Below are 19,131 nucleotides of genomic sequence, written 5' to 3'. Positions count from 1 at the left end.
TTGGAGCGATTCAGATGCGCTATTGGGCAATCACGCCCAAGCGGTCCAGCACAAATGTGTAATCAAAAGCCAGCTCCTCGAGATAACCATATCTACCGGATGCACCTTGGTGTCCGGCTCCCATGTTGGTTTTCAGGAGAATGGTATTCGAATCCGTTTTGACGTCGCGCAATTTTGCACACCATTTTGCAGGCTCCCAATAATGGACACGCGGGTCATTGAGGCCGGCGGTGATAAGCATTGCCGGGTAATCCTGGGCCTTGACGTTGTCGTAGGGGCTATAGGAGAGCATGTATTTGAAGAACTCCTCCTCATTTGGATTTCCCCACTCGTCGTATTCGATCACGGTAAGCGGAATGCTGGCATCCAACATGGTATTCATCAAATCGACAAAGGGCACACTTGCATCGACAGCTTGGAACAAATCTGGCCGCATGTTTACGACGGCGCCCATGAGCAAACCGCCAGCACTACCGCCGGAGATCGCCAATTTCCGGGGTTCGGTGATTCCCAATGCGATCAGGTGCTCTGCGCAGGCAATGAAATCGGTGAATGAATTCCGCTTTTGAAGCAAACGTCCGGCTTCGTACCAAGGACGGCCCATGGCCCCCCCACCGCGGATGTGTGCAATGGCATAAACCATGCCGCGGTCAAGGAGACTAAGCCTTGCCGAAGAAAACGATGGATCCACCGTATGGCCATAAGCTCCATAGCCATACAAAAACAGCGGTTGCGGGCCTTTTCCGCGAAATTCCTTTTTGTAAACGACGGACATGGGTACCTGCGCGCCATCAGGGGCGGTGGCGTAAATGCGTTCGCATTGGTAAAGTGAGGGATCGTATCCGCCGAGCACCTCGGCCTGCTTCAGCAACTTGCGGGAACGGTCGCGCATGTCATATTCAAAGGTCGTGGAGGGTGTCACCAACGAACTGTAGCCATACCGGAGCAGATCGGTTTCGTATTCGAGGTTGGCGCTGCCTGAGAGGGTAAAAACGGGCTCTGGATGCTGGATTTCGTGCATTTCGCCGGAGCGCATGTCGCGAACCACCATGTTTTTGTAGCCTCCCCGGCGGCCGTAGATGACGATGAAGTCTTTGAAAGTTTCAATGTCATCGATCTTGACCAATGGATCATGCGCGATGACTTCTTCCCATTCGCTGCGATCGGGTTGCGTGACTTTGGTGCGCATCAAGCGAAAATTGACTGCATCCTCGTTCGTGACGATGTACCACCAACCTTCGTGGTGCTCCATTCCCAACTCGATGAGCGGTCTTCTGGGTGCAAACAAAATAGGCGTTGCTTCAGGGGTGTCTGCAGGGAAATAATGAATTTCCGTACTTGTATGGCTGCTCAGGTCAATGAACATGTACTTTTCGTCCTTGCTTTTGCCCATCGAAAGGAAGAATGCTTCATCTTCTTCCTCAAAAACGAGGACATCTGTGTCAGCCGATACACCAAGGCGATGCCGATACATTTGCCAAGGACGATGGGTTTCCTCGTCGAGCCTTACGTAGAAGATCGTGGCGTTGTCGTTGCCCCATTCGATTTCGTCACTGATCTTTTCTACACGGTCCTCAAGAAGATTTCCTGTCGCCAAATCCTTGATATAAAGCGTGTAATTTTCAGAACCATCGAAATCGGCGGTATAGGCGAGCAAGAGGTCGTTGGGACTTACCTCGGCATCTCCCAAATCAAAAAATTCATGGCCTTCGGCGAGTACGTTTTCGTCGAGCAACACCTCTTCCGCGGCCTCAAGGGTTCCTTTTTTCCGGCAATGAATCGGGTACGCCTTTCCGGTCTCGGTCCTTGAATAGTACCAGTAGCCATCCAAAGGAGCGGGAACCGTACTGTCATCTTCCTTCACCCGGGCCAACATTTCCTTGTACAATTCCTTTTGAAATGCCTCGGTATGGGCCATCTCCTGCTTCGTATAGGCATTTTCAGCCTCCAAATAAGCCATCACCTCCTTGCTTTTCTTGTCACGGAGCCAAGCATAGTCGTCGTGGAGGGCAATGCCAAAGCGGGTGGTTGTGGTGGGTATTTTTTTGAGATCCGGTGCTTCCATTTTCATTTTTCAGGGAAAAGCCAAAAGTACAAAATGAATCCCGATTCAGGTTGCTGATGGAATCGAATCACGGTCGTACTTCAGAAATCATGAAAGATCTGCCCCAAAACACCGGCTACGGGGCCACCGACAAGACATTCGATGCTCTCACAGATGACAGCAGCCTCCCTCGATGGGGAATTATCCGTTCGAATCGCATTCAAATCTTTGCAAACCCGAAAAAAAGCAAGACCAATATTTTTTTCTTCCAAGAATCGATCAAAATGAACAATTCTCTTTTTAATACAGATTTAATCGTGTAATATTGTTCATATTTATTAGTTGATCTGGTTCGTCAAGCAACCTCCTCTCTGATCTTGACTCCTGCTTGTCGGACCGCGTTCTCCTCAATTTCAAAATGTATTCGGAACGCCCGCTCTGCCAGGAGGGGCGTTCCCGTTTTACAATACCTTGGTGGTAGATGATTTACTGACGGTAAATCCTGATTTCCATCGGCCAATTCCAATAATCAACATATTCAGCCAACACAAGCTTCCTGCCGACCGTGCCCTGATTGATATTGGAACGTGGGATTCGCTTCTGAATGTTGAAAAAATCAAACACCTTTTGGGTTCTGTCCTGAATCAGTTTGGCTCCATTTCCAGCTTCGACCCTCGTAGTAATGACGGGGCTGATCATCAACGAAAAATCTCCGCTATGTGACTCCAACTGTTTGACCATCACCTCATGTTGATCCACCCATTTGAGGAGCGGCGTTTTGCTGACTTGTGCAGCAACCGGCCGTTTGTCAGCCGCTTCACGTGCAGGCCGATCAAGCAGCCAATATTGACCTGGCGTAAGACCATTCCCCAGCCGGATGTCAATTACCTTGAACCCAAATGCGGTAAGATCGCGCCGTTTAGCGATCGCCTCAATGGCCTCCAACGTATCGCGCGCGGCCTGATTGCGTGGGTCGTTGAGTTCATTGCCCGTAGGTTTATAGATCACATACTCCAAACGAAGATCCGTGACACTATCTGCAGGCATCAAGGGGCCGATTACGCTAAAACCCGGTGCTGAAGCGACCTTTTTTCCACTGCTATCTTGCCAGTGGATCTGCCCTCTAAAGCCGGCCAAGGGTACGGTCATGTCATTGGTGAAGGACATGACAAGCCTAACTTCAATGAGTTTCTGAACATGCCGGAGGCTCATGCTTTTCAGCTTCATTGAAATGGCCCCATCGCGCATTTCGTTGAGTCCTTTGGCACGGTCGAGCAGTTCGCGGTAGGTGGGATGCCCCTGAATGCTGTCTCGAAATTCCCGCATATAGCTCTGAAGCTCCTTGAAATCGCCTTCGGAAACGCCCGAACTGACGTGGATGGAATCCATGGCAGCACGATATCCTTTTGAGACGTAGGCGCTGTCAAGGTAGCCGCCCAAGGTCGTGTTCTTTTCTTCGACCTCATTGCCGCATGCCGCCAATAGCAGCAGCACCAAAACCATGGTCCAATTCAAGGATGCTTTCATTTTGATCTTTTTTAGCGGTTGCTCCACTAAGATAATGCCCAAGCGTTGCCGCGCAATGAAATTTTCAGGAGAATTCTCTCAATGGTCCACGAGGCAGCCATACCGCTTGGGTAACAAAAAAAAGCAGAGGGGGGTGATCCTCTGCTTCGAGTTGGTAGAGTTGGCTCTGTGCAAAACCTGGGGAGGGTTTCCTATTCCAGGCCAACGATTGGGATGAACTAAAAATTGGTGCTTTTCGGTGCTTTACGACAATGAGATGCAGACATTGCATAAATTCCACATTCGCCAAACAAAGTTTTTTTCAAGGTTGCATAAAATGGCCCATCAAATAAACAAAATCGGCCCTCAGATGTCCTGAGGGCCGATTTTGTTGCCGAATTATTTTTGCAAAATTACCAGATGGCAGACCTTTCAGCATCGGCACGGTACATTCCATCGCCCTCTTTGACGCCAAATGCTTCATAGAATGCGGGGAAATTTGACAAAGTACCTTTGACACGGAACTCTGCGGGGCTGTGCGGATTGGTGGCAACCATGAGGCGCAATGATTCAGGGCGCATCAACGAGCTCCAAATCTGCCCGTAGGAAACAAAGAAACGCTGGTCGGGCGTAAATCCGTCTTGCGACTTGGGGGCCTCTTTGCCTTCCAAGGAGCGCTTCCAAGCCCAATAAGACATTTGCAAGCCGTGAATGTCGGCGATATTCTCGCCAAGTGTCAACTGCCCATTGATGAAGAGGCTGTCGGCGACTTCGTAGGCATCGTATTGACGCTTGACCACTTGGGCGCGTTCCTCGAAGTTTTTCCGGTCGTCTTCGGTCCACCAGCTTTTCAGGTTGCCTTCTGCATCAAACTTGCTGCCTTCATCGTCAAATGCATGGATCAGCTCGTGGCCAATGACTGCGCCAAATCCACCGTAATTCAGTGCTGCATCAACGTGCTCATCAAAAAACGGTGCTTGCAAAATACCAGCCGGGAAGACGATTTCGTTTTTGCTCGGGTTGTAATAGGCATTTACAACCTGAGGCGGCATGCCCCATTCGGTCTTGTCGACCGGCTTGCCGATTTTGTCCAGTCTGAACTGAAACCCAAATTCGCGGATTGCGAAAATGTTTTTCATGTAGTCATCACCGACAATTTCCAGCTTGGAATAGTCGCGCCAAGTATCAGGATAGCCGATTTTTGGAAGGATCGTTTCCACTTTGTGAATGGCTTGCTTCTTGGTTTCGTCGCTCATCCATTCGAGTTTGGAAAGACGGTCTTTCATGACAGCCAAAATGTTGTCGACCATTTCCAAAGCGATTTTCTTGGCATTGGCGCTGAAATACTTCTCTGTGTATTTCTGGCCAAGGGCAAAGCCAAGGCCCCAACTGCCACCTTCGACGACGCGCTTCCAACGCACCTTCATCTTCTCGGCACCTGTCAAAGTCTTGTCGTAGAATTCGAAGTTGGCCATCACAAAATCATTGCTGAGGTCGGAAGCTGCACCATTCAACAAATTGATTTTGAGGTAGTTCTTCCAATCGTCAATGCTGTAAGCGGTGAGCAATTTTCCGAATTCAGTGAAGAATGCGGGCTGACCGACGTTGATATCACCCGGCTCGGCCATGCCGAGGGCTGTAAAGTATTCCTTCCAGCCAAACTGTGGGGCCAACTTGGTCAAACCATCCAGTTGCATCAGGTGATAGTTCGCATCCGGATCGCGGAGCTCGACATTTGCGAGGGATTTCGCAGCCAATTTGGTTTCAATTTCCAAGCACTTTGCCGCATGTGCATTGGCTTGGGTGGAATCTTCGCCAGAAAGTTGAAGCAGCTTGGAAAGGAATCCGACGTATTGCTTGCGGATGTTTTCTTTGTCTGGGCTTTTGGAAAAGTAATAGTCCTTTTCTGGCAACCCAGTTCCACCTTGATTCAAGCTCAAAATGTAGCGCTCACTGTTTTTGGCATCCTGATCCACGTAGGTTCCAAAAAACGGACCCATCCCACGGCGATGCATCGACGCTACGAGCGGCACAACGTCAGCCACAGTGGTGATTGCAGCAATTTTATCCAAGTCGGATTGCACAGCTTTGACGCCCAGCTTTTCGATCGCTGCCGAATCCATCGCTGTTTTGTAATAGTCGCCGATCTTCTGGTCAATGGTTCCTTTTGCGGCGCCAGCCTTGCTGCACTCCTCAAAAATGCCTTTGATCCGCCCAGTGTTGCGCTCCGTCAATTCGGCAAAAACTCCCCAGCGACTTTCCTCGGCAGGAATTTCTGTTCTTTTCAGGTAGGCACCGTTTGCATAACGATAGAAATCGTCTTTGGGATTTACCGTCGTATCCATGTTTTCAAGCAGGAGACCATGGTATTCCGTTGGGGTCGTTCCAGTTGTTGGGCCGCCTTCGGCGGGTTTGTTACAACCAGCCACGATCGTACCCGCGGCTACGAAAAATATACCCAGCTTTCTAAATTTCTGTATCATAAATTATCCGAGATCGATTAAAAGGCCTGCAATTTAGCGAGATTCTCCATTGACCTAGGGGGAAATGTTGCGTTTTAAGGCCATACGACAATTCAAAAACCCGAATGCCAAGGAAAACGGTGTCCTTGGCATTCGGATTTCAAGGTATTTTATGCGGGAAGGCTACCCTGCTTACATCCCAAAAGCATAGTAGTAGCGGCCGGGCCATCCAGGATAGAGCCCCTCCATCATCACACCCCCACTTTTGTTGTTGAGAATCTTTTGCAGGTGCTCAATGCTCGTTACGACCTGATTGTCAATCGTTGTGATGATGAACCCAGGGCGAATGCTCGTGTATTGCTGCAATTTGCCCTCTTTGAGTTTGGTAATCTTCACGCCGCCTTTGAGCCCGAGCTTGTTCAATTCATTGGCGGAAAGTTCCTCCAATTCCGCCCCCAAGGCCTCCAAGGCTTCGCTGTCGTTGCGCTCCACGATATCGGTCGTACCTTTGGAGTTACGCAACTCTACAGGGACTTCAGTTTTGTCACCCTCACGGATGATGGTGAGTTGCACGCGGTCACCCGGACGGTGCCGGCCGACATATTCGGTCAATTCGGCGCTGTTGCGCAATTCCTTGCCGTCAATCGCGGTGATGATATCCCCTTTCCGCAAACCTGCATATTGGGCCGAGCCGCCCTCCATCACCCCGTCGATGTACACGCCATGCGTTTGTTGCACGCCGACCTTTTTGGCGACATCTCCATTGAGCTCGATCAAGTTGGCGCCAAGAAATGCGCGCTGCACGATGCCGTGATTCATCAAATCATCGATGACTTTCTTCACGATTTCGACGGGCACGGCAAAGGAATAGCCTGAATAGGAGCCTGTATTGGAGGCAATCGCAGTATTGATTCCGACGAGTTCGCCACGTGCATTGACAAGCGCGCCGCCGGAATTGCCTGGATTTACGGCGGCATCTGTCTGGATGAAGCTTTCAATGGCCATTTTGTCTTTGAGAATGTTGATGTTGCGCGCCTTGGCGCTCACGATGCCTGCCGTCACGGTGGAGGTCAGGTTAAATGGATTCCCGACGGCAAGCACCCATTCGCCTACGCGGAGATTGTCGCTGTTGCCAAATGTGAGAATGGGTAGGTTGGTCTCGTCAATTTTCAACAAGGCCAAATCCGTGCTTGGGTCCGTGCCCACCACTTGCGCAGTGTATGTGCGTCCGTCCTCCAAAACAACTTCGACACTTTGGGCATCGTTGACCACGTGATTGTTGGTGACGATATATCCATCAGGGGTGGTGATCACGCCGGAGCCTGTACTTTGGGCATTGTGCTGTTGTGGTCGGCCAAATCCCCATCCGTCATCAAAAAAGCCACCAAAAGGGTCCATGTTCCACATGTTGCGCGTCTGCACCATCATGTTGCTCTTCACGTGAACGACCGCAGGCGTGCTCAATTCGGCAGCGGCGGTAAAATCGTTCATGCCATTTGCCCCGACAGGAAGACTCGCAAATTGACTGGAGAGCTCGGATGATTGGAAAGCATGGCCCCGTGAAGGATCCATCGTGGATTCCAACAATTTGTAGCCACCAAGTGTAACAACTCCGCCGAGCAAGGCGACGGCAAACATCCGCATGATTGATCCTGTTGTTGATGATGAATTTTGGTTTTTCATATTCCTTTACACGATCTAATTGAACATTTTTAAAAGGTGCATTATCTGTTTTTGAAACCAATACGCGAAGAAAACGAAGTTGGATACAGCTTGGTTTGCCTTTAAATAATTTTAACAATGGGCTGCATTTGCAGAAAAGCCAGGGTCACCTTCAGGGCAGAATTGCGGACTTGGCTTGGTTTTTGATAACTTTGGGATGTTAACTCGTTTGAATTTCCTATGAATACTTCGCGACTACTTAAAGGCTTGACGATTGCAATCGGTCTTGCATTTTCCTTTTCCTTGGCCTCTGCACAGGATACCATTCCTGATCCGATGGACGATGGCGGCCCTAAGCGCGTTTCAGGCGGCTATGGCTATGCCATCGGTGGCTACAGCATGAAAGATGTCGCAGGCTTGACGAATTTCGTGGGAAACGGCACCTCGTTCAGCGACGGCGCAATCGGTTTTGGTGGCGGCGGGATGCTGATGGTACGCAGCGTTTTGTTGGGTGGCGAGGGCTACAGCAGCCTCAAGCAAAAAGAAACATTTGGCAGTCAGGATTTGACCTACGAATCAGGCTGGGGTAAATTTTACTTTGGCTATGTATTGGTGGGCAAAAAAGGCCTGTTGCTTTATCCCAAAGTTGGTGTAGGTGGCTACAAGGAGTCTCTGACCCTCAACAACAAAGCTGCAAATGTCGCGATGGACACGGTTTTTACGGGCGTTTACACAGGCACAAACTTGGTCAAGCAAGGGGTGCTTATGAGCTTCGGGGCAGGTTTTGAATGGATGCCGGGTTTTGATGAAACATCCGGCTCCGGGATTGTCATCGGCCTTGACCTGGGCTACAATCTTGCGATTACCGAAAACGATTGGAAGGCCTACGAAGCTCCACTTTCCGGCGGCCCTGTTTTGAAACCAACCGGCCTCTACGCCAATCTCCATATCGGATTTGGTGGGTGGAACAGACAGTAAGTGAAAAGTGAAAAACTAAAAGTGAAAAGTGAAAAATTCCATTGAGCACTTTTCACTTTTCACTTTTCACTTTTCACTTAATCTCACTTCTACGCGGCGATTGATGGCGCGGCCTTCGTCTGTGTCGTTGGTGGTGGCAGGCTGATGAAAGCCGAAACCTTGGGTTGAAATTCGATCCGTGGCTAATCCTTTGGATTTCAGATAGTTTAATACAGCCGTGGCGCGGCGTACGGATAAACGATTGTTGTAATTGTCGGCGCCGACATTGTCGGTATGCCCTTGCACACTCACTTTCAGCTTTGATTTGGCCAAGACATACGTCCAGGCAGAATCCAGCTTTGCTTTTTCCTCCGACGAAAGGGTGGCATTGTCAAAATCGAAGTTGACCATCAAGCTCCATGAATTGGCATCCCCGTTGCTCTCGGTTTTCGCCTTCGAATCCCGCACGACCAATTCCTCTTTGGGGTTCTCCCCTACTTTGACCGGTCTGAATTTCCGCTTGATTTCGCCGAAATCCTCATTCAGCAACTCCGCACGCGCCACAGGATCCAACGGCAAACTCGAAAACGAATTTCCTTCCAGAAATACGGCACTGTCGTACCGGCCGTCGCTAACGTCAGCAATAGCAATTTTGATATGGTACACCTCTCCCGGCCGCACGCGCGCCTCAGCTGTGAGCAGACTTGTAAACCCATCATATTCATAGTTCCGCAGAAGATCCGGATAAAGGTGGCTGATGTTTTCCTTTTTCAGATTGCCCAAACGGTCAAAAGGATTGTTGTCTACATAGTTATAGCGGTTACTGATGTGGTTAATCGTATTCACTGTAATCGGCGCACTGTTTTGCGGCACCACCGCGAGATTTTTCACGCCCTTGTAGCCCGGTCCGCTGATCCAGAATGCAAAAACATCGTTGAATTGGGAATTGACGTACTCGGTGTATTCCTCCGAACCAAAAACGAAGTTGAATATCACGGTCTCCATCTCTGGCTGAAAGTCAAACTCGATGTAGGCCGCATCGAATGTCATGCCTTTTGCGATGGATTCAAGGCCATGTTCGCCCCGCGTCCCGATGTTGTAAGTGGTATTTGCACGGCGATTGGGACCTTTTGCATCAAAAACCTTGCCCGTACTTAGCAAGATTCCCTCAGCCATCAATGGGGTAAGTGAGGTATCCCTGAATGCCGAAACCGCCAATTTGCTCCCGACATACCGCACATTCCGTACCTTGACACGTTTGCCCAGAAGCACGTCATTGACCAATTCTGAATGCGAATAGCTTGTATCAATTTGTATTTGGGCCGATCCAGCAAAAGGAAATGCCAGCAAAATAAACAACCAAGGCAAGATCAAGCACTTTTGCATATCGGGCGGCCTTGCGGATAGAAGCCATTGGCATAACGCGATTCCATGCCAATGGTTACAATGAAGGTCTACTGAAGCCAGACCATTCTTTTTCCGATGGCGGCGCCGCTTGCCGTATTGCCTTGAAAAAAGTAAACACCTGGAGGAAACAACTCCATGGAAACAAACATTCCTTCGCTGTCTTCCAGGCTTTCGGTGGGAAGTGCATAGCTTTTCCCGGCCGCATCGATGAGCGCCAACGATTGAAGTTCCGTCCCCTCTGTCAGCCATACTCTAAAACCCTGCGATTCTGTAGCCACGCGCAGATGTGCAGCAACGGATCCCAAGTCAATGGTCGCTGTTGCCTGCATGGTTTCATTGCCATTGAGATCGCGAAACTTGACTTGATATTGCTGTATTCCACTTGGAATGCGTTGATCGACAAATTGAAACGTCATGCCCGCTGCATTCTGGACTGGAACGGAACCAATTGGACGGTCATTGCAAAAAACCTCGAATGTTCCCGCCTCGATTGCGCCTTGGACCAACCACTGAAGGTTCACGCTTCCGTCAGCACGCCGGTCGGCCTGCAAGTCGATGCTGCGATCGTCCAAAATGCCACAAACCACCGAGCAGGCATTGCCACTGAGCAAGGCAAAGATGATGTTTTGCATGAGTGGCACGCTTGTCATCGACCGAATCCAATCTTGGTCGGTGTTTTGAATCACGTCTCCAAATGCACCGTTCGTCGGGCAGTAAACGTAGCCGATATTGTTGACGCCGTACCGCATAAAATACTCAAATCTGTTGCAGCCCGTGGCTGTGGCGCCATACCAATGATAGCCGATACCGGAAACTGCATTCGGCGTATTGGAATAGAGGTTCAAAACGGAATTGGGCACCAAGTCTCCCGCGACGGTGGCCCCAAGCGTCAAAGTGCCGCCTGTATTGTTCACGATCGCGGAAAAAGTTTGGTTGGACGAATACGTCGTGAGATACTCTCCTTGGATGTAGACCGACTTGCCTGTTTGCATAAATTGCTGGACCATAGCACTTCGCGGTCCAGAAAGTGCAATGATTCCAGAGGATACGATCAAAACATCGGTAGCACCAAAGAAGGCGTTGTTGTCCAGTGTCGTTTGTGGTACAATGGTCGCATTGTGCCCCATTCCAAGCAGTACGGTGCGCCAATTCTGATCCATGTTGTGCCCAACATTGGAAGATTGACTTTCGATGATGGTGAAATTAGAGACCGCGACGCGATTGCCAGCATTGCCCGGGTGATCCGGAACCATTCGATTGCCCAGATCAGACCCATGAAACTCAAAAATAGGCGCACCAGGGGGCGTCGAATTGGGATCGGTCTTTTGCGCTTTGCCAATTCCCCATATCAAGAGGAACGACAATGTTATTTTGAGAATAGTTTTCATGGCGAATCGCGTTTAAAACCAAAAACTAAAGCATGCCGGAACGTAATAACCCATTCGAAGATTGAAGAATCATCACAATGCCCTCCAATTTGGCCCGAACCATGATCTACCTACCGACGCTTTTACAAAGTAAGAAAAAAAAGAAGAAAAATGACGAAATTTAGCCTGCGTTGTGGACAAGTCGCCAACACTCATGCTGCAAGATTGTCCGGCCAACCTTATAATTCCAAGATTGGGACGGTTGAATTGTCCATTGGCCCAGAATTTTTACGTTCCAGGAGATAAATTCCTAGATTCGCAGCCAAAACCTAAAGAAAAAACAGCCATGTCACACATCGACATTGACGCACATTTTGAACTTGAGTCCCAAGGTTATCTCCAAATCGGACGTCACCCTTCGGCCCCGTTGTTGATCCACAACTATTCGCAATCGACCCAATACGAGCGATTTTGGACACCCATCACCTTGATGAGTCGAGGATTGATCACCGATCTCGAAGGTCGTGTTGTTGCGCGGCCATTTGGTAAATTTTTCAACCTCGATGAGCATGTTGGCCTGATCGGGTCAGTTCCCGACGAGCCGTTTGAGGTATTCGAAAAGATGGATGGCAGCTTGGGAATTCTTTTTCATTGGGACGGGAATCCTGCCATTGCAACGCGCGGATCGTTTGAAAGTGATCAGGCGATCAAAGCGACCGAGATCTTTCGGAAAAAGTATGCACATGTGCGGCTAGACCCTGAATTGACCTATCTTTTGGAGATCATTTATCCCGAAAACCGGATTGTGGTGGACTACCAAGGGATGGAAGACTTGGTGTTATTGGCGGTAATGCATACCGCAAGCGGTGAAGAGTTGCCTTTGCCAGAAATCGGCTTGCCGTTGGTGAAGCGGTACGACGGCATCAACGACCTTGAAGCGCTCAAGGAAATTCAAGACGACAACAAGGAAGGCTTCGTGGTTCGCTTCAAAAGTGGCCTGCGTGTCAAGTTGAAGTTCGATGAATATGTGCGTTTGCACCGTATCGTGACGGGCGTGAGCACCCGCACTGTTTGGGAGGCACTGATGTCAGGAACCTCCATGGAGGCGTTCCTGGAAAAAGTTCCCGACGAATTCTACAAATGGTTCCGCGGCGTCGAAAAAGACCTTCGAAGCCAATTTGAGGAGATCGAAAAGGTCTGCAAGGCTGAATTCAAGGCATTTGAAAACCGGAAGGAAGCAGCAGACTACTACATGAATCAATGTACCTACCCGCCGATCATGTTCAAGATGCTCGATGGACGCCCCTACGATGAAATTATCTGGAAAATGTTACGACCGGAATACCAAAAGGCGTTTTCGGTGAGTGATGAATGAAGAATGAGAAATGAGAAATGAGAAATTGAAAATGAAAATGATCAACCATGATCATTTCTAATTTCTAATTTCTCATTCTAATAGGCATAACTATGAAAAAAGTACTGATCTACCGCGGTTTGCCTGCATCGGGAAAATCCACTGCAGCGCGCAAGATGCTGGATGAAAATCCGGGCCGCTACAAGCGTATCAACAAAGACGACCTTCGGGCGATGCTCGACAACTCGCATTTCTCCAAAGGCAACGAAAAATTTGTCCTGAAAATGCGTGACTTGCTCATTTTACAAGCTTTGGAAGAAGGCAAACACGTCATCATTGACGACACCAACATTCACCCCAAACATACCCAACGGGTCGCCGACCTGGTCAAAGGCATCGCGGAGGTGGAAGTGATCGACTTCATGCATGTCGATGTCGAAACCTGCATTGCGCGCGATTTGAAGCGCACCAATTCCGTGGGCGAGCGCGTCATCCGCAGGATGTGGAAGGAATACCTTGGTTGGGAAAAGCCAAAATTGGTTCAAGATGCTTCCTTGCCCAAAGCCTTGGTTTGCGATTTGGATGGAACTTTGGCCCTGCTGAATGGCCGCAGCCCTTACGATGCGACGCATTGCGACAAGGACTTGCTCAACCAGCCTGTGGCCGACATCGTCCTGAAGTTTCAGGCGAGTGGGCACCAGATTATCTTTCTTTCAGGAAGGGAAGACAAGTTCCGCGAACCAACGGTGCGCTTCCTGCAGCAACATTTGGGCGAGGCTTTTCCTTATCGGCTGATCATGCGCACCACGGGTGACATGCGCAAGGATTCGATCATCAAGCAGGAATTGCTGGAACGCGAAATTGTGCCCAATTCCTACGTGGATTTTGTGCTCGATGACCGCAACCAAGTGGTCGACATGTGGCGCAGCCTCGGGCTCACCTGCTTGCAAGTCGATTACGGAGACTTCTGAAAGTGAAAAGGTAAAAGTGAAAAGTGAAAAGTTGCACAGCGTTTGCACAGCGTGAAAAGTTGCTGGGGATGCCATGCAACTTTTCAATGATCACCCTCGGAAAGTGAAAAGGTAAAAACGAAAAGTGAAAAGTTGCTGGGGGCTGCCGTGCAACTTTTCACTGATCACCCTCGGAAAGTGAAAAGGTAAAAACGAAAAGTGAAAAGTTGCACAGCGTTTCCATGCAGCTTTTCACTTTTCACTGATCACTTTTCACTTAATGCGTGACGACGAGCTTTTCGCTGAAAAGCTTGACCTCCTCATTGCGAACGGTGACATTGTAGGTACCTGCAGGCAGGTATTCAGCATTGAAGCTGAGCAAGGCTTTGCCTGCGGCGAGCCAATCTTGGATCAACAACTTGACCAATTTGCCTTGCATATCGTGGATTTCGACTTTGTATTCGCCGGCAACCTCCACGGGGAAGGTGAATTTCACGAGTTCTGTAGTTGGATTCGGGAAAACTTCCATTTTCACTGGTTCGACCATTACCGGCTCGTTGGCAACCGGTTGAGGCGGCAACAATTGTCCGATATATGTGCGTTGCTGACGGCTGCTATTGCCCATGGTACCTGCTGCCCAAACCTCGCCGGGATGACCGGCACGTTCCTCAAGGGCGCCGTAATCGCCCCAACGGTTATCCGCTGAATTGATATAGTTGACACCCTCCTTGATCACCGTTTGTGCGCTGTAGCCAATTTCGTCGGAGTAGACCGCCGCCATTCCGGGGAAAAAGTTTGCACCCGAGACGTTGTAGGAGATATAGCTGTGATTGACACCACTCAGATCCATCTGACCTGCATAGGCGATACTCGGATAGGCAATGTCCAAGTCGGGATACCCTATGTTACGTCCAGTGAAGGAGGAAAAGGACAACGCAAAGGAAACAATCTGCCCTGAACCGTGAAATACGCCCGCGCGGCCATTGACCGAGGAATTCAAGACAAATTCGATGCGGCTGTTTTCGTAATAGGAGGACTGCACACGAGTGTCATTGGTTTTCAAATTAATCGTCGTTCCCTTTTGATCGGCATCCGGCGGGATCGTATAGGAATTGTCCAAGGTAAAGCCGAGTCCAGCATTCAAGACGCCATTGTTGGCGATACTGTTGGTGATTTGATGCAGCGTGATGCTGTTGCTCGTGCCCAATCCGCTTTCCAGGAAAAACATATTGGGACCATAAAGCGTGGCCCCACCTTGCACAGGATGCAACGAAAATGACCCTGGCACATAATGTTGCACAGGGTTCAGGGTTGCACCTGTAAAACCTTCGGTCTTGTTAATCTGCCAGATAACAGCTCCCTGTGAGCTGCCGCCATTCGTAAAAGGATTGCCCGTCACAAACAACTCATTGGTATTCAGTCCTACTTGAACAAAGTCGGTCCAAACTCCCAAATTGTTCACGTTTCCATTGATGGCGTAAACGTTCCAAGAGCCTGAGGGATCGTTGGTTTGGGAAAAAGCAATGATCACCTTGGAAGTATTGGCGGAACCCCCGTTAAGGAAAACAACCACAAACCGGTCTTCAATGGGGTCATAGGTGCATTTGGGGTCAAAAGTGAAGCTCGTGCTCACTCCACCGGCAGAAGCAAACTGCACAAAAGAATTTGCGTTCAACTGTGTGCCGGTTTCTGTATAGGAATGGAATCTTGTATTGCTACCGCTGATCATATTGCCTGCTGCGGAGACAGCCAAGGCATTGTCAGCGGGGTCACCACCTCCGTAGCTGTTGCCAAAGAAGGTGGTTCCCAAGGTCGGGGGCCAAAGTGCCGTAACTTTAGCAGCATCTTCGGAAGCATTGCCTTCATTCACAAGCTTTTCATGAATCCGGTTGGCTTCTTCTTTTAGAGCCCTGACCTGGTCCTTGCGGGCATCGATACCAGGGGTATGGATTTTTTCCACGGTTTTGAAAACGGGATCCCACATTTCTGAGGCCTGCCGCATATTCACCACTCCAAGGCGCTGTATCGGTGCGAGTTGCGACCGAACAACCGTGGAAGGGATGGGGTTAGCCTGTTGACCAAAAACCGGCGTTACGAGCAATTGCATGGCTAGCAACGGTGTTGCCAGCATCACTTTGTAAAGATTTCTCATTTCAGATTTTTCTTTCACCTATTCCGTTTTCAAATCAAAGGGCATTTCGTTCACGCGAAATACCACTCCAATCCGAAGGGAAAGCTATCTCTTTTTTTCCGAATTGTCCTGTCGTCAACCAGCGAACTGCACTTTTCCTTCGACGAATTTAACTTTTGCTTCGAAAATGGAATGCCAGATTGACATCTCAAGTGATGCAAATGCAATTCGAAAGGAGCTTTTCCGGCCCCTTTTCAGGATGATCGGCATTACATGACTACGGATGTAGCGCCGCCACAAGAGCAGCAAAGTTGATGAGCCGAAATCCATGACAATTTCTTAACTTGATCCGATCAAGTAAAAAATCTCATGATACAATTGTTACACCTCAACCGCGCGGCGGGCCCCAACGGAGAAACCGACTCCGGCTCAGAAATCACCATTAGCGTGCGCCATATCGTCTTCATTGAGAACTGCGTTCAGCGTGAACCCGGCCATTCCAAGATTTTGCTTTCCAATGGGAAGACGATTTATGTCGAGGAAACGCAAGATCAAATCAGGGATTTGGCCAATGAACCGGTCTAATCCCGTGAATTGAATCCATACGGCAAAGGCGGGGAGGCTTCATCTGATTCCGAACAATGCGCTTTCCTTTGAATCAAATTGCAATCAGATCACGCTGATCTTTTTGCAAAATGGAACGCCTGCAGGTGATTTACCTTTCAAAAAATACATTCCGGTGGAAAATCCACTTAGGGAAACTTCGATCGAAGAACTTCCATTCCATTGAATCTCGCGCAAGACACGGCCCTGAATGTCAACAATTTGCAAGCCTGAAATTCCATTACCATCACCTACGATTGAAACCTTGATTTTGTCACTGGCGGGATTGGGGGTGACGTCCAAACGAAAGTCCTCGATGGGTGCCTCCGCACCTACTATCAAGGAGTTTAATGCGCCTTTACAGATCTTGAAAACATCCAACGCATCCAAGGCGCGGTCCCAAAAGGCGATTTCGTCGATCTTTCCCGACATGTAGCCTACCCCACCAGGTTGGTTTGCTGCCGCCGCAACGCCTACTTGCGCAGGATTTCCAGAATAAAAGAGGTTTCCACCCGATCCATTGTAGAATCCACCTGCATCCACGCAATCAATATAAATGTCCATGTCGTTCCAAGCGCGAATCACGCCGACAAAATGGTGCCAAGTGCCTGTACCCACGGTTAGATTGGAACTTTTGGACCTACGGTAGGAGGAATTTGTCGTTCCACCATCACCATAGTTCAAGTGCACCGAGCCATCTCCCGCTGTTCCGATCCACATCCCAGAGTAAGTATAGGCGGTCAAGTCATTTGCGAAGGCAGTGCTTCCCAATTGGTTGAACATTGCATAAAATGAAACACTCATCGGCAATTGAGGTCGCAGTTGTGGCAGATTGGGAAGCACGATAGACTGGGCACTACCATTAAATGCGTAGGCACTGTTGGCAGTACCAAAACGGTCTGTGGTCAATGTTGCAGTCGATGTGGCGTGGTAACCGTTGCCACTGACATCGTTGGCATTGCCGATGATGGGCAAGTAATACAGCAAATTTGTGGTTACCAATTGTGCCTGACTTGACAAGTTGCACAGTAACAGCAGAGCAAAAAGCACAAACGGAGGGATGATTGGAGATTTCATATAATCGATGTTTTCGAAAAAAAATTTCTCAAAACTGCAATTCGCAAATGTGCCATGCTGCACCATTTTCCCAGCAGTACATTTGGCAGGACGAAGTGGTCGTTTTTCTTTCCAAGTGGTACATATTCTGGACGAACGGGACGTTCCTTGGACGAACGGGACGTTCTTTGGACGAATGGGACGCTCCTTGGGCGAATGGGACGTTCTTTGGACAAATGGGCCGAATAAAAATCGGCTGCAAGCGCACCAAACGCCCGCAGCCGAATGTCAAATGACCTAGATCAAATTAGTTGAAACTTCTTTGCAATCGGCGTTTGTCCATTCGATTCAACTCTCACAAAGTAGAATCCCTTGGCAAAACCTTTCACATCCAAGGTCAATTGCGATTGGCCGTTGGTCACCAACTCCTGCAAGACTCGACCCTGAAGGTCGAGAATTTTGACCTTTGTCTCCAATTGGTCCCCATTTCCAATGCTGATCGTGAGGCGATCTTCGGTTGGATTCGGAAAAAGGTTAAAGTCAACCGCGGGTGCTTTCGGCTCAACGGATGTGATCAATTGATCCATATTGCCATTACACCATTTCGCCACATCTCCAGGCGTCAAATCCCTTGACCAAAATGCAACCCGGTCAATTGCGCCGCTCATGTAGCTTGCTCCATTGGTGGATCTGCGATGGATGCCACACCCATTTGGCCAACATTCGTATCGTAAAAAATCGTACCTCCATTGCCCGAATAGGTTCCATTGTCATTGACACAATCCACGTAGATGTCCATGTCTGTTGCAGTGCGAATCACACAAACATAGCTGTGCCACGTCCCAAAATGAAAAGAGCTGAAAAAGTTCTTGTTACCTGTTTCATAGGTGTTTTGATAAAATTTTTGTAAAATTTGTAACCCATTGCAACAATAAGGCGCGTTTGTCGCCGAAATTGGGCCATTGTCCGAGTGTACGGAAGGACGAGGGCTTTGTCTTCCGAGGTCAAAACTGGACGAAAGATGACGGATTCGTGGAACGGTCATTTGATACCCATAGCTTAAGAAATCGGGAATAATGTTACAATCGTCGTGGTGATTCGATTGGCATTTCGATGGCAATGTTGCGCATTCGGAGTCTGCCCAATTTGGACGAACAGTACATTTTCTGGACGAACGGGACGCCCGGTTTCGTTACGGCAATTGCGGTAACGAGCATGGTTTTTACCTGGCAGTTAAAGCTCGCACGCTAACCTTCTTACCTACCCCGCAATGATTTGAGCCTTACAAACAAACGGCAGCGAAGCCTACGCGGGAGGTATATTCACGGAATTTCCGTTGGTTGGCCTGGCCCCAACGTGCGAGAAGAATCCGGCGAACCCTCAACACAGCGCAACCGCGCAAGGTAACGCCACCAGAAAAGCTAACCGGGGCCGCCGCCCAAGCCCACACCAGCCCCCCCTGTGCCTCATCCGTCAGCAAACAACCCAGGCAAAGCAAAGGTTTGTAATCTGTTTCATAATCGATTTGATAAAATTTGTGTTTTGAAAATTTGTAAACCGAGACAACTTTAGGGTGCCTGCAAACAAGATTTTGCGCCATTGTCCAAATGGTACCGTTGGAAGGACGAAGTG

Annotated in this window: 15 protein-coding genes; 5 read left to right on the top strand and 10 right to left on the bottom strand. The window is 49.2% G+C overall.

Annotated elements, in window-relative coordinates:
• Positions 1 to 19 precede the first annotated feature (19 nt).
• The gene (locus IPN95_12340; GenBank protein ID MBK9450172.1) at positions 20 to 2,065 is read right to left on the bottom strand and encodes a S9 family peptidase; all 2,046 of its coding nucleotides are present in this window, start codon (positions 2,063 to 2,065) and stop codon (positions 20 to 22) included.
• A 56-nt stretch (positions 2,066 to 2,121) separates the two neighbouring features.
• Here IPN95_12340 and IPN95_12335 point away from each other — a divergent pair, with 56 nt between their 5' ends.
• Positions 2,122 to 2,367: a hypothetical protein gene (locus IPN95_12335; protein MBK9450171.1), complete on the top strand. Its 246-nt coding sequence runs from the start codon at positions 2,122 to 2,124 to the stop codon at positions 2,365 to 2,367.
• 163 nt (positions 2,368 to 2,530) lie between these two features.
• Here the strand turns inward: IPN95_12335 and IPN95_12330 are convergent, their stop codons facing one another.
• The 3 genes from IPN95_12330 to IPN95_12320 form a co-directional block, all read right to left on the bottom strand.
• On the bottom strand, positions 2,531 to 3,571 hold the full coding sequence (locus IPN95_12330; protein ID MBK9450170.1) for a hypothetical protein: 1,041 nt from the start codon (positions 3,569 to 3,571) through the stop codon (positions 2,531 to 2,533).
• 392 nt (positions 3,572 to 3,963) lie between these two features.
• Positions 3,964 to 6,033 carry a M13 family metallopeptidase gene (locus tag IPN95_12325; GenBank protein ID MBK9450169.1) on the bottom strand — a complete coding sequence of 690 codons (2,070 nt, stop codon included), beginning with the start codon at positions 6,031 to 6,033 and terminating at the stop codon, positions 3,964 to 3,966.
• 171 nt (positions 6,034 to 6,204) lie between these two features.
• Positions 6,205 to 7,650: a Do family serine endopeptidase gene (locus IPN95_12320; GenBank protein ID MBK9450168.1), complete on the bottom strand. Its 1,446-nt coding sequence runs from the start codon at positions 7,648 to 7,650 to the stop codon at positions 6,205 to 6,207.
• Positions 7,651 to 7,914: 264 nt separating this feature from the next.
• Between IPN95_12320 and IPN95_12315 the strand changes: the two genes are divergently transcribed.
• Entirely contained in the window at positions 7,915 to 8,652 is a 738-nt protein-coding gene (locus IPN95_12315) for a hypothetical protein (GenBank protein ID MBK9450167.1), read from the top strand.
• A gap of 66 nt (positions 8,653 to 8,718) precedes the next feature.
• Here the strand turns inward: IPN95_12315 and IPN95_12310 are convergent, their stop codons facing one another.
• Entirely contained in the window at positions 8,719 to 10,017 is a 1,299-nt protein-coding gene (locus tag IPN95_12310; GenBank protein ID MBK9450166.1) for an OmpA family protein, read from the bottom strand.
• A 68-nt stretch (positions 10,018 to 10,085) separates the two neighbouring features.
• A complete protein-coding gene (locus tag IPN95_12305; protein ID MBK9450165.1) occupies positions 10,086 to 11,426 on the bottom strand; it encodes a hypothetical protein in 1,341 nt (446 codons plus the stop codon).
• A gap of 325 nt (positions 11,427 to 11,751) precedes the next feature.
• Here IPN95_12305 and IPN95_12300 point away from each other — a divergent pair, with 325 nt between their 5' ends.
• Positions 11,752 to 12,780 carry a 2'-5' RNA ligase gene (locus IPN95_12300; GenBank protein MBK9450164.1) on the top strand — a complete coding sequence of 343 codons (1,029 nt, stop codon included), beginning with the start codon at positions 11,752 to 11,754 and terminating at the stop codon, positions 12,778 to 12,780.
• 92 nt (positions 12,781 to 12,872) lie between these two features.
• Positions 12,873 to 13,730: an AAA family ATPase gene (locus IPN95_12295; GenBank protein ID MBK9450163.1), complete on the top strand. Its 858-nt coding sequence runs from the start codon at positions 12,873 to 12,875 to the stop codon at positions 13,728 to 13,730.
• 256 nt (positions 13,731 to 13,986) lie between these two features.
• On the opposite strand, the gene IPN95_12290 is transcribed toward IPN95_12295, so the two are convergent.
• Positions 13,987 to 15,861 (bottom strand): T9SS type A sorting domain-containing protein, encoded by a 1,875-nt coding sequence (locus IPN95_12290; GenBank protein ID MBK9450162.1) that lies wholly within the window; start codon positions 15,859 to 15,861, stop codon positions 13,987 to 13,989.
• Between the two features lie 348 nt (positions 15,862 to 16,209).
• Between IPN95_12290 and IPN95_12285 the strand changes: the two genes are divergently transcribed.
• A complete protein-coding gene (locus tag IPN95_12285; protein ID MBK9450161.1) occupies positions 16,210 to 16,425 on the top strand; it encodes a hypothetical protein in 216 nt (71 codons plus the stop codon).
• Between the two features lie 84 nt (positions 16,426 to 16,509).
• On the opposite strand, the gene IPN95_12280 is transcribed toward IPN95_12285, so the two are convergent.
• From IPN95_12280 to IPN95_12270, 3 genes are all read right to left on the bottom strand, one after another.
• Positions 16,510 to 17,520, bottom strand: coding sequence for a T9SS type A sorting domain-containing protein (locus tag IPN95_12280; GenBank protein MBK9450160.1), 1,011 nt, complete (start codon positions 17,518 to 17,520; stop codon positions 16,510 to 16,512).
• Positions 17,521 to 17,801: 281 nt separating this feature from the next.
• Positions 17,802 to 18,167 carry a T9SS type A sorting domain-containing protein gene (locus IPN95_12275; GenBank protein MBK9450159.1) on the bottom strand — a complete coding sequence of 122 codons (366 nt, stop codon included), beginning with the start codon at positions 18,165 to 18,167 and terminating at the stop codon, positions 17,802 to 17,804.
• A gap of 614 nt (positions 18,168 to 18,781) precedes the next feature.
• Positions 18,782 to 19,099 (bottom strand): hypothetical protein, encoded by a 318-nt coding sequence (locus tag IPN95_12270; GenBank protein ID MBK9450158.1) that lies wholly within the window; start codon positions 19,097 to 19,099, stop codon positions 18,782 to 18,784.
• Positions 19,100 to 19,131 lie beyond the last annotated feature (32 nt).

This window comes from Bacteroidota bacterium, from assembly GCA_016718825.1.
Lineage (GTDB): Bacteria > Bacteroidota > Bacteroidia > J057 > JADKCL01 > JADKCL01.
This window is presented reverse-complemented; position numbering and strand designations above follow the sequence as displayed.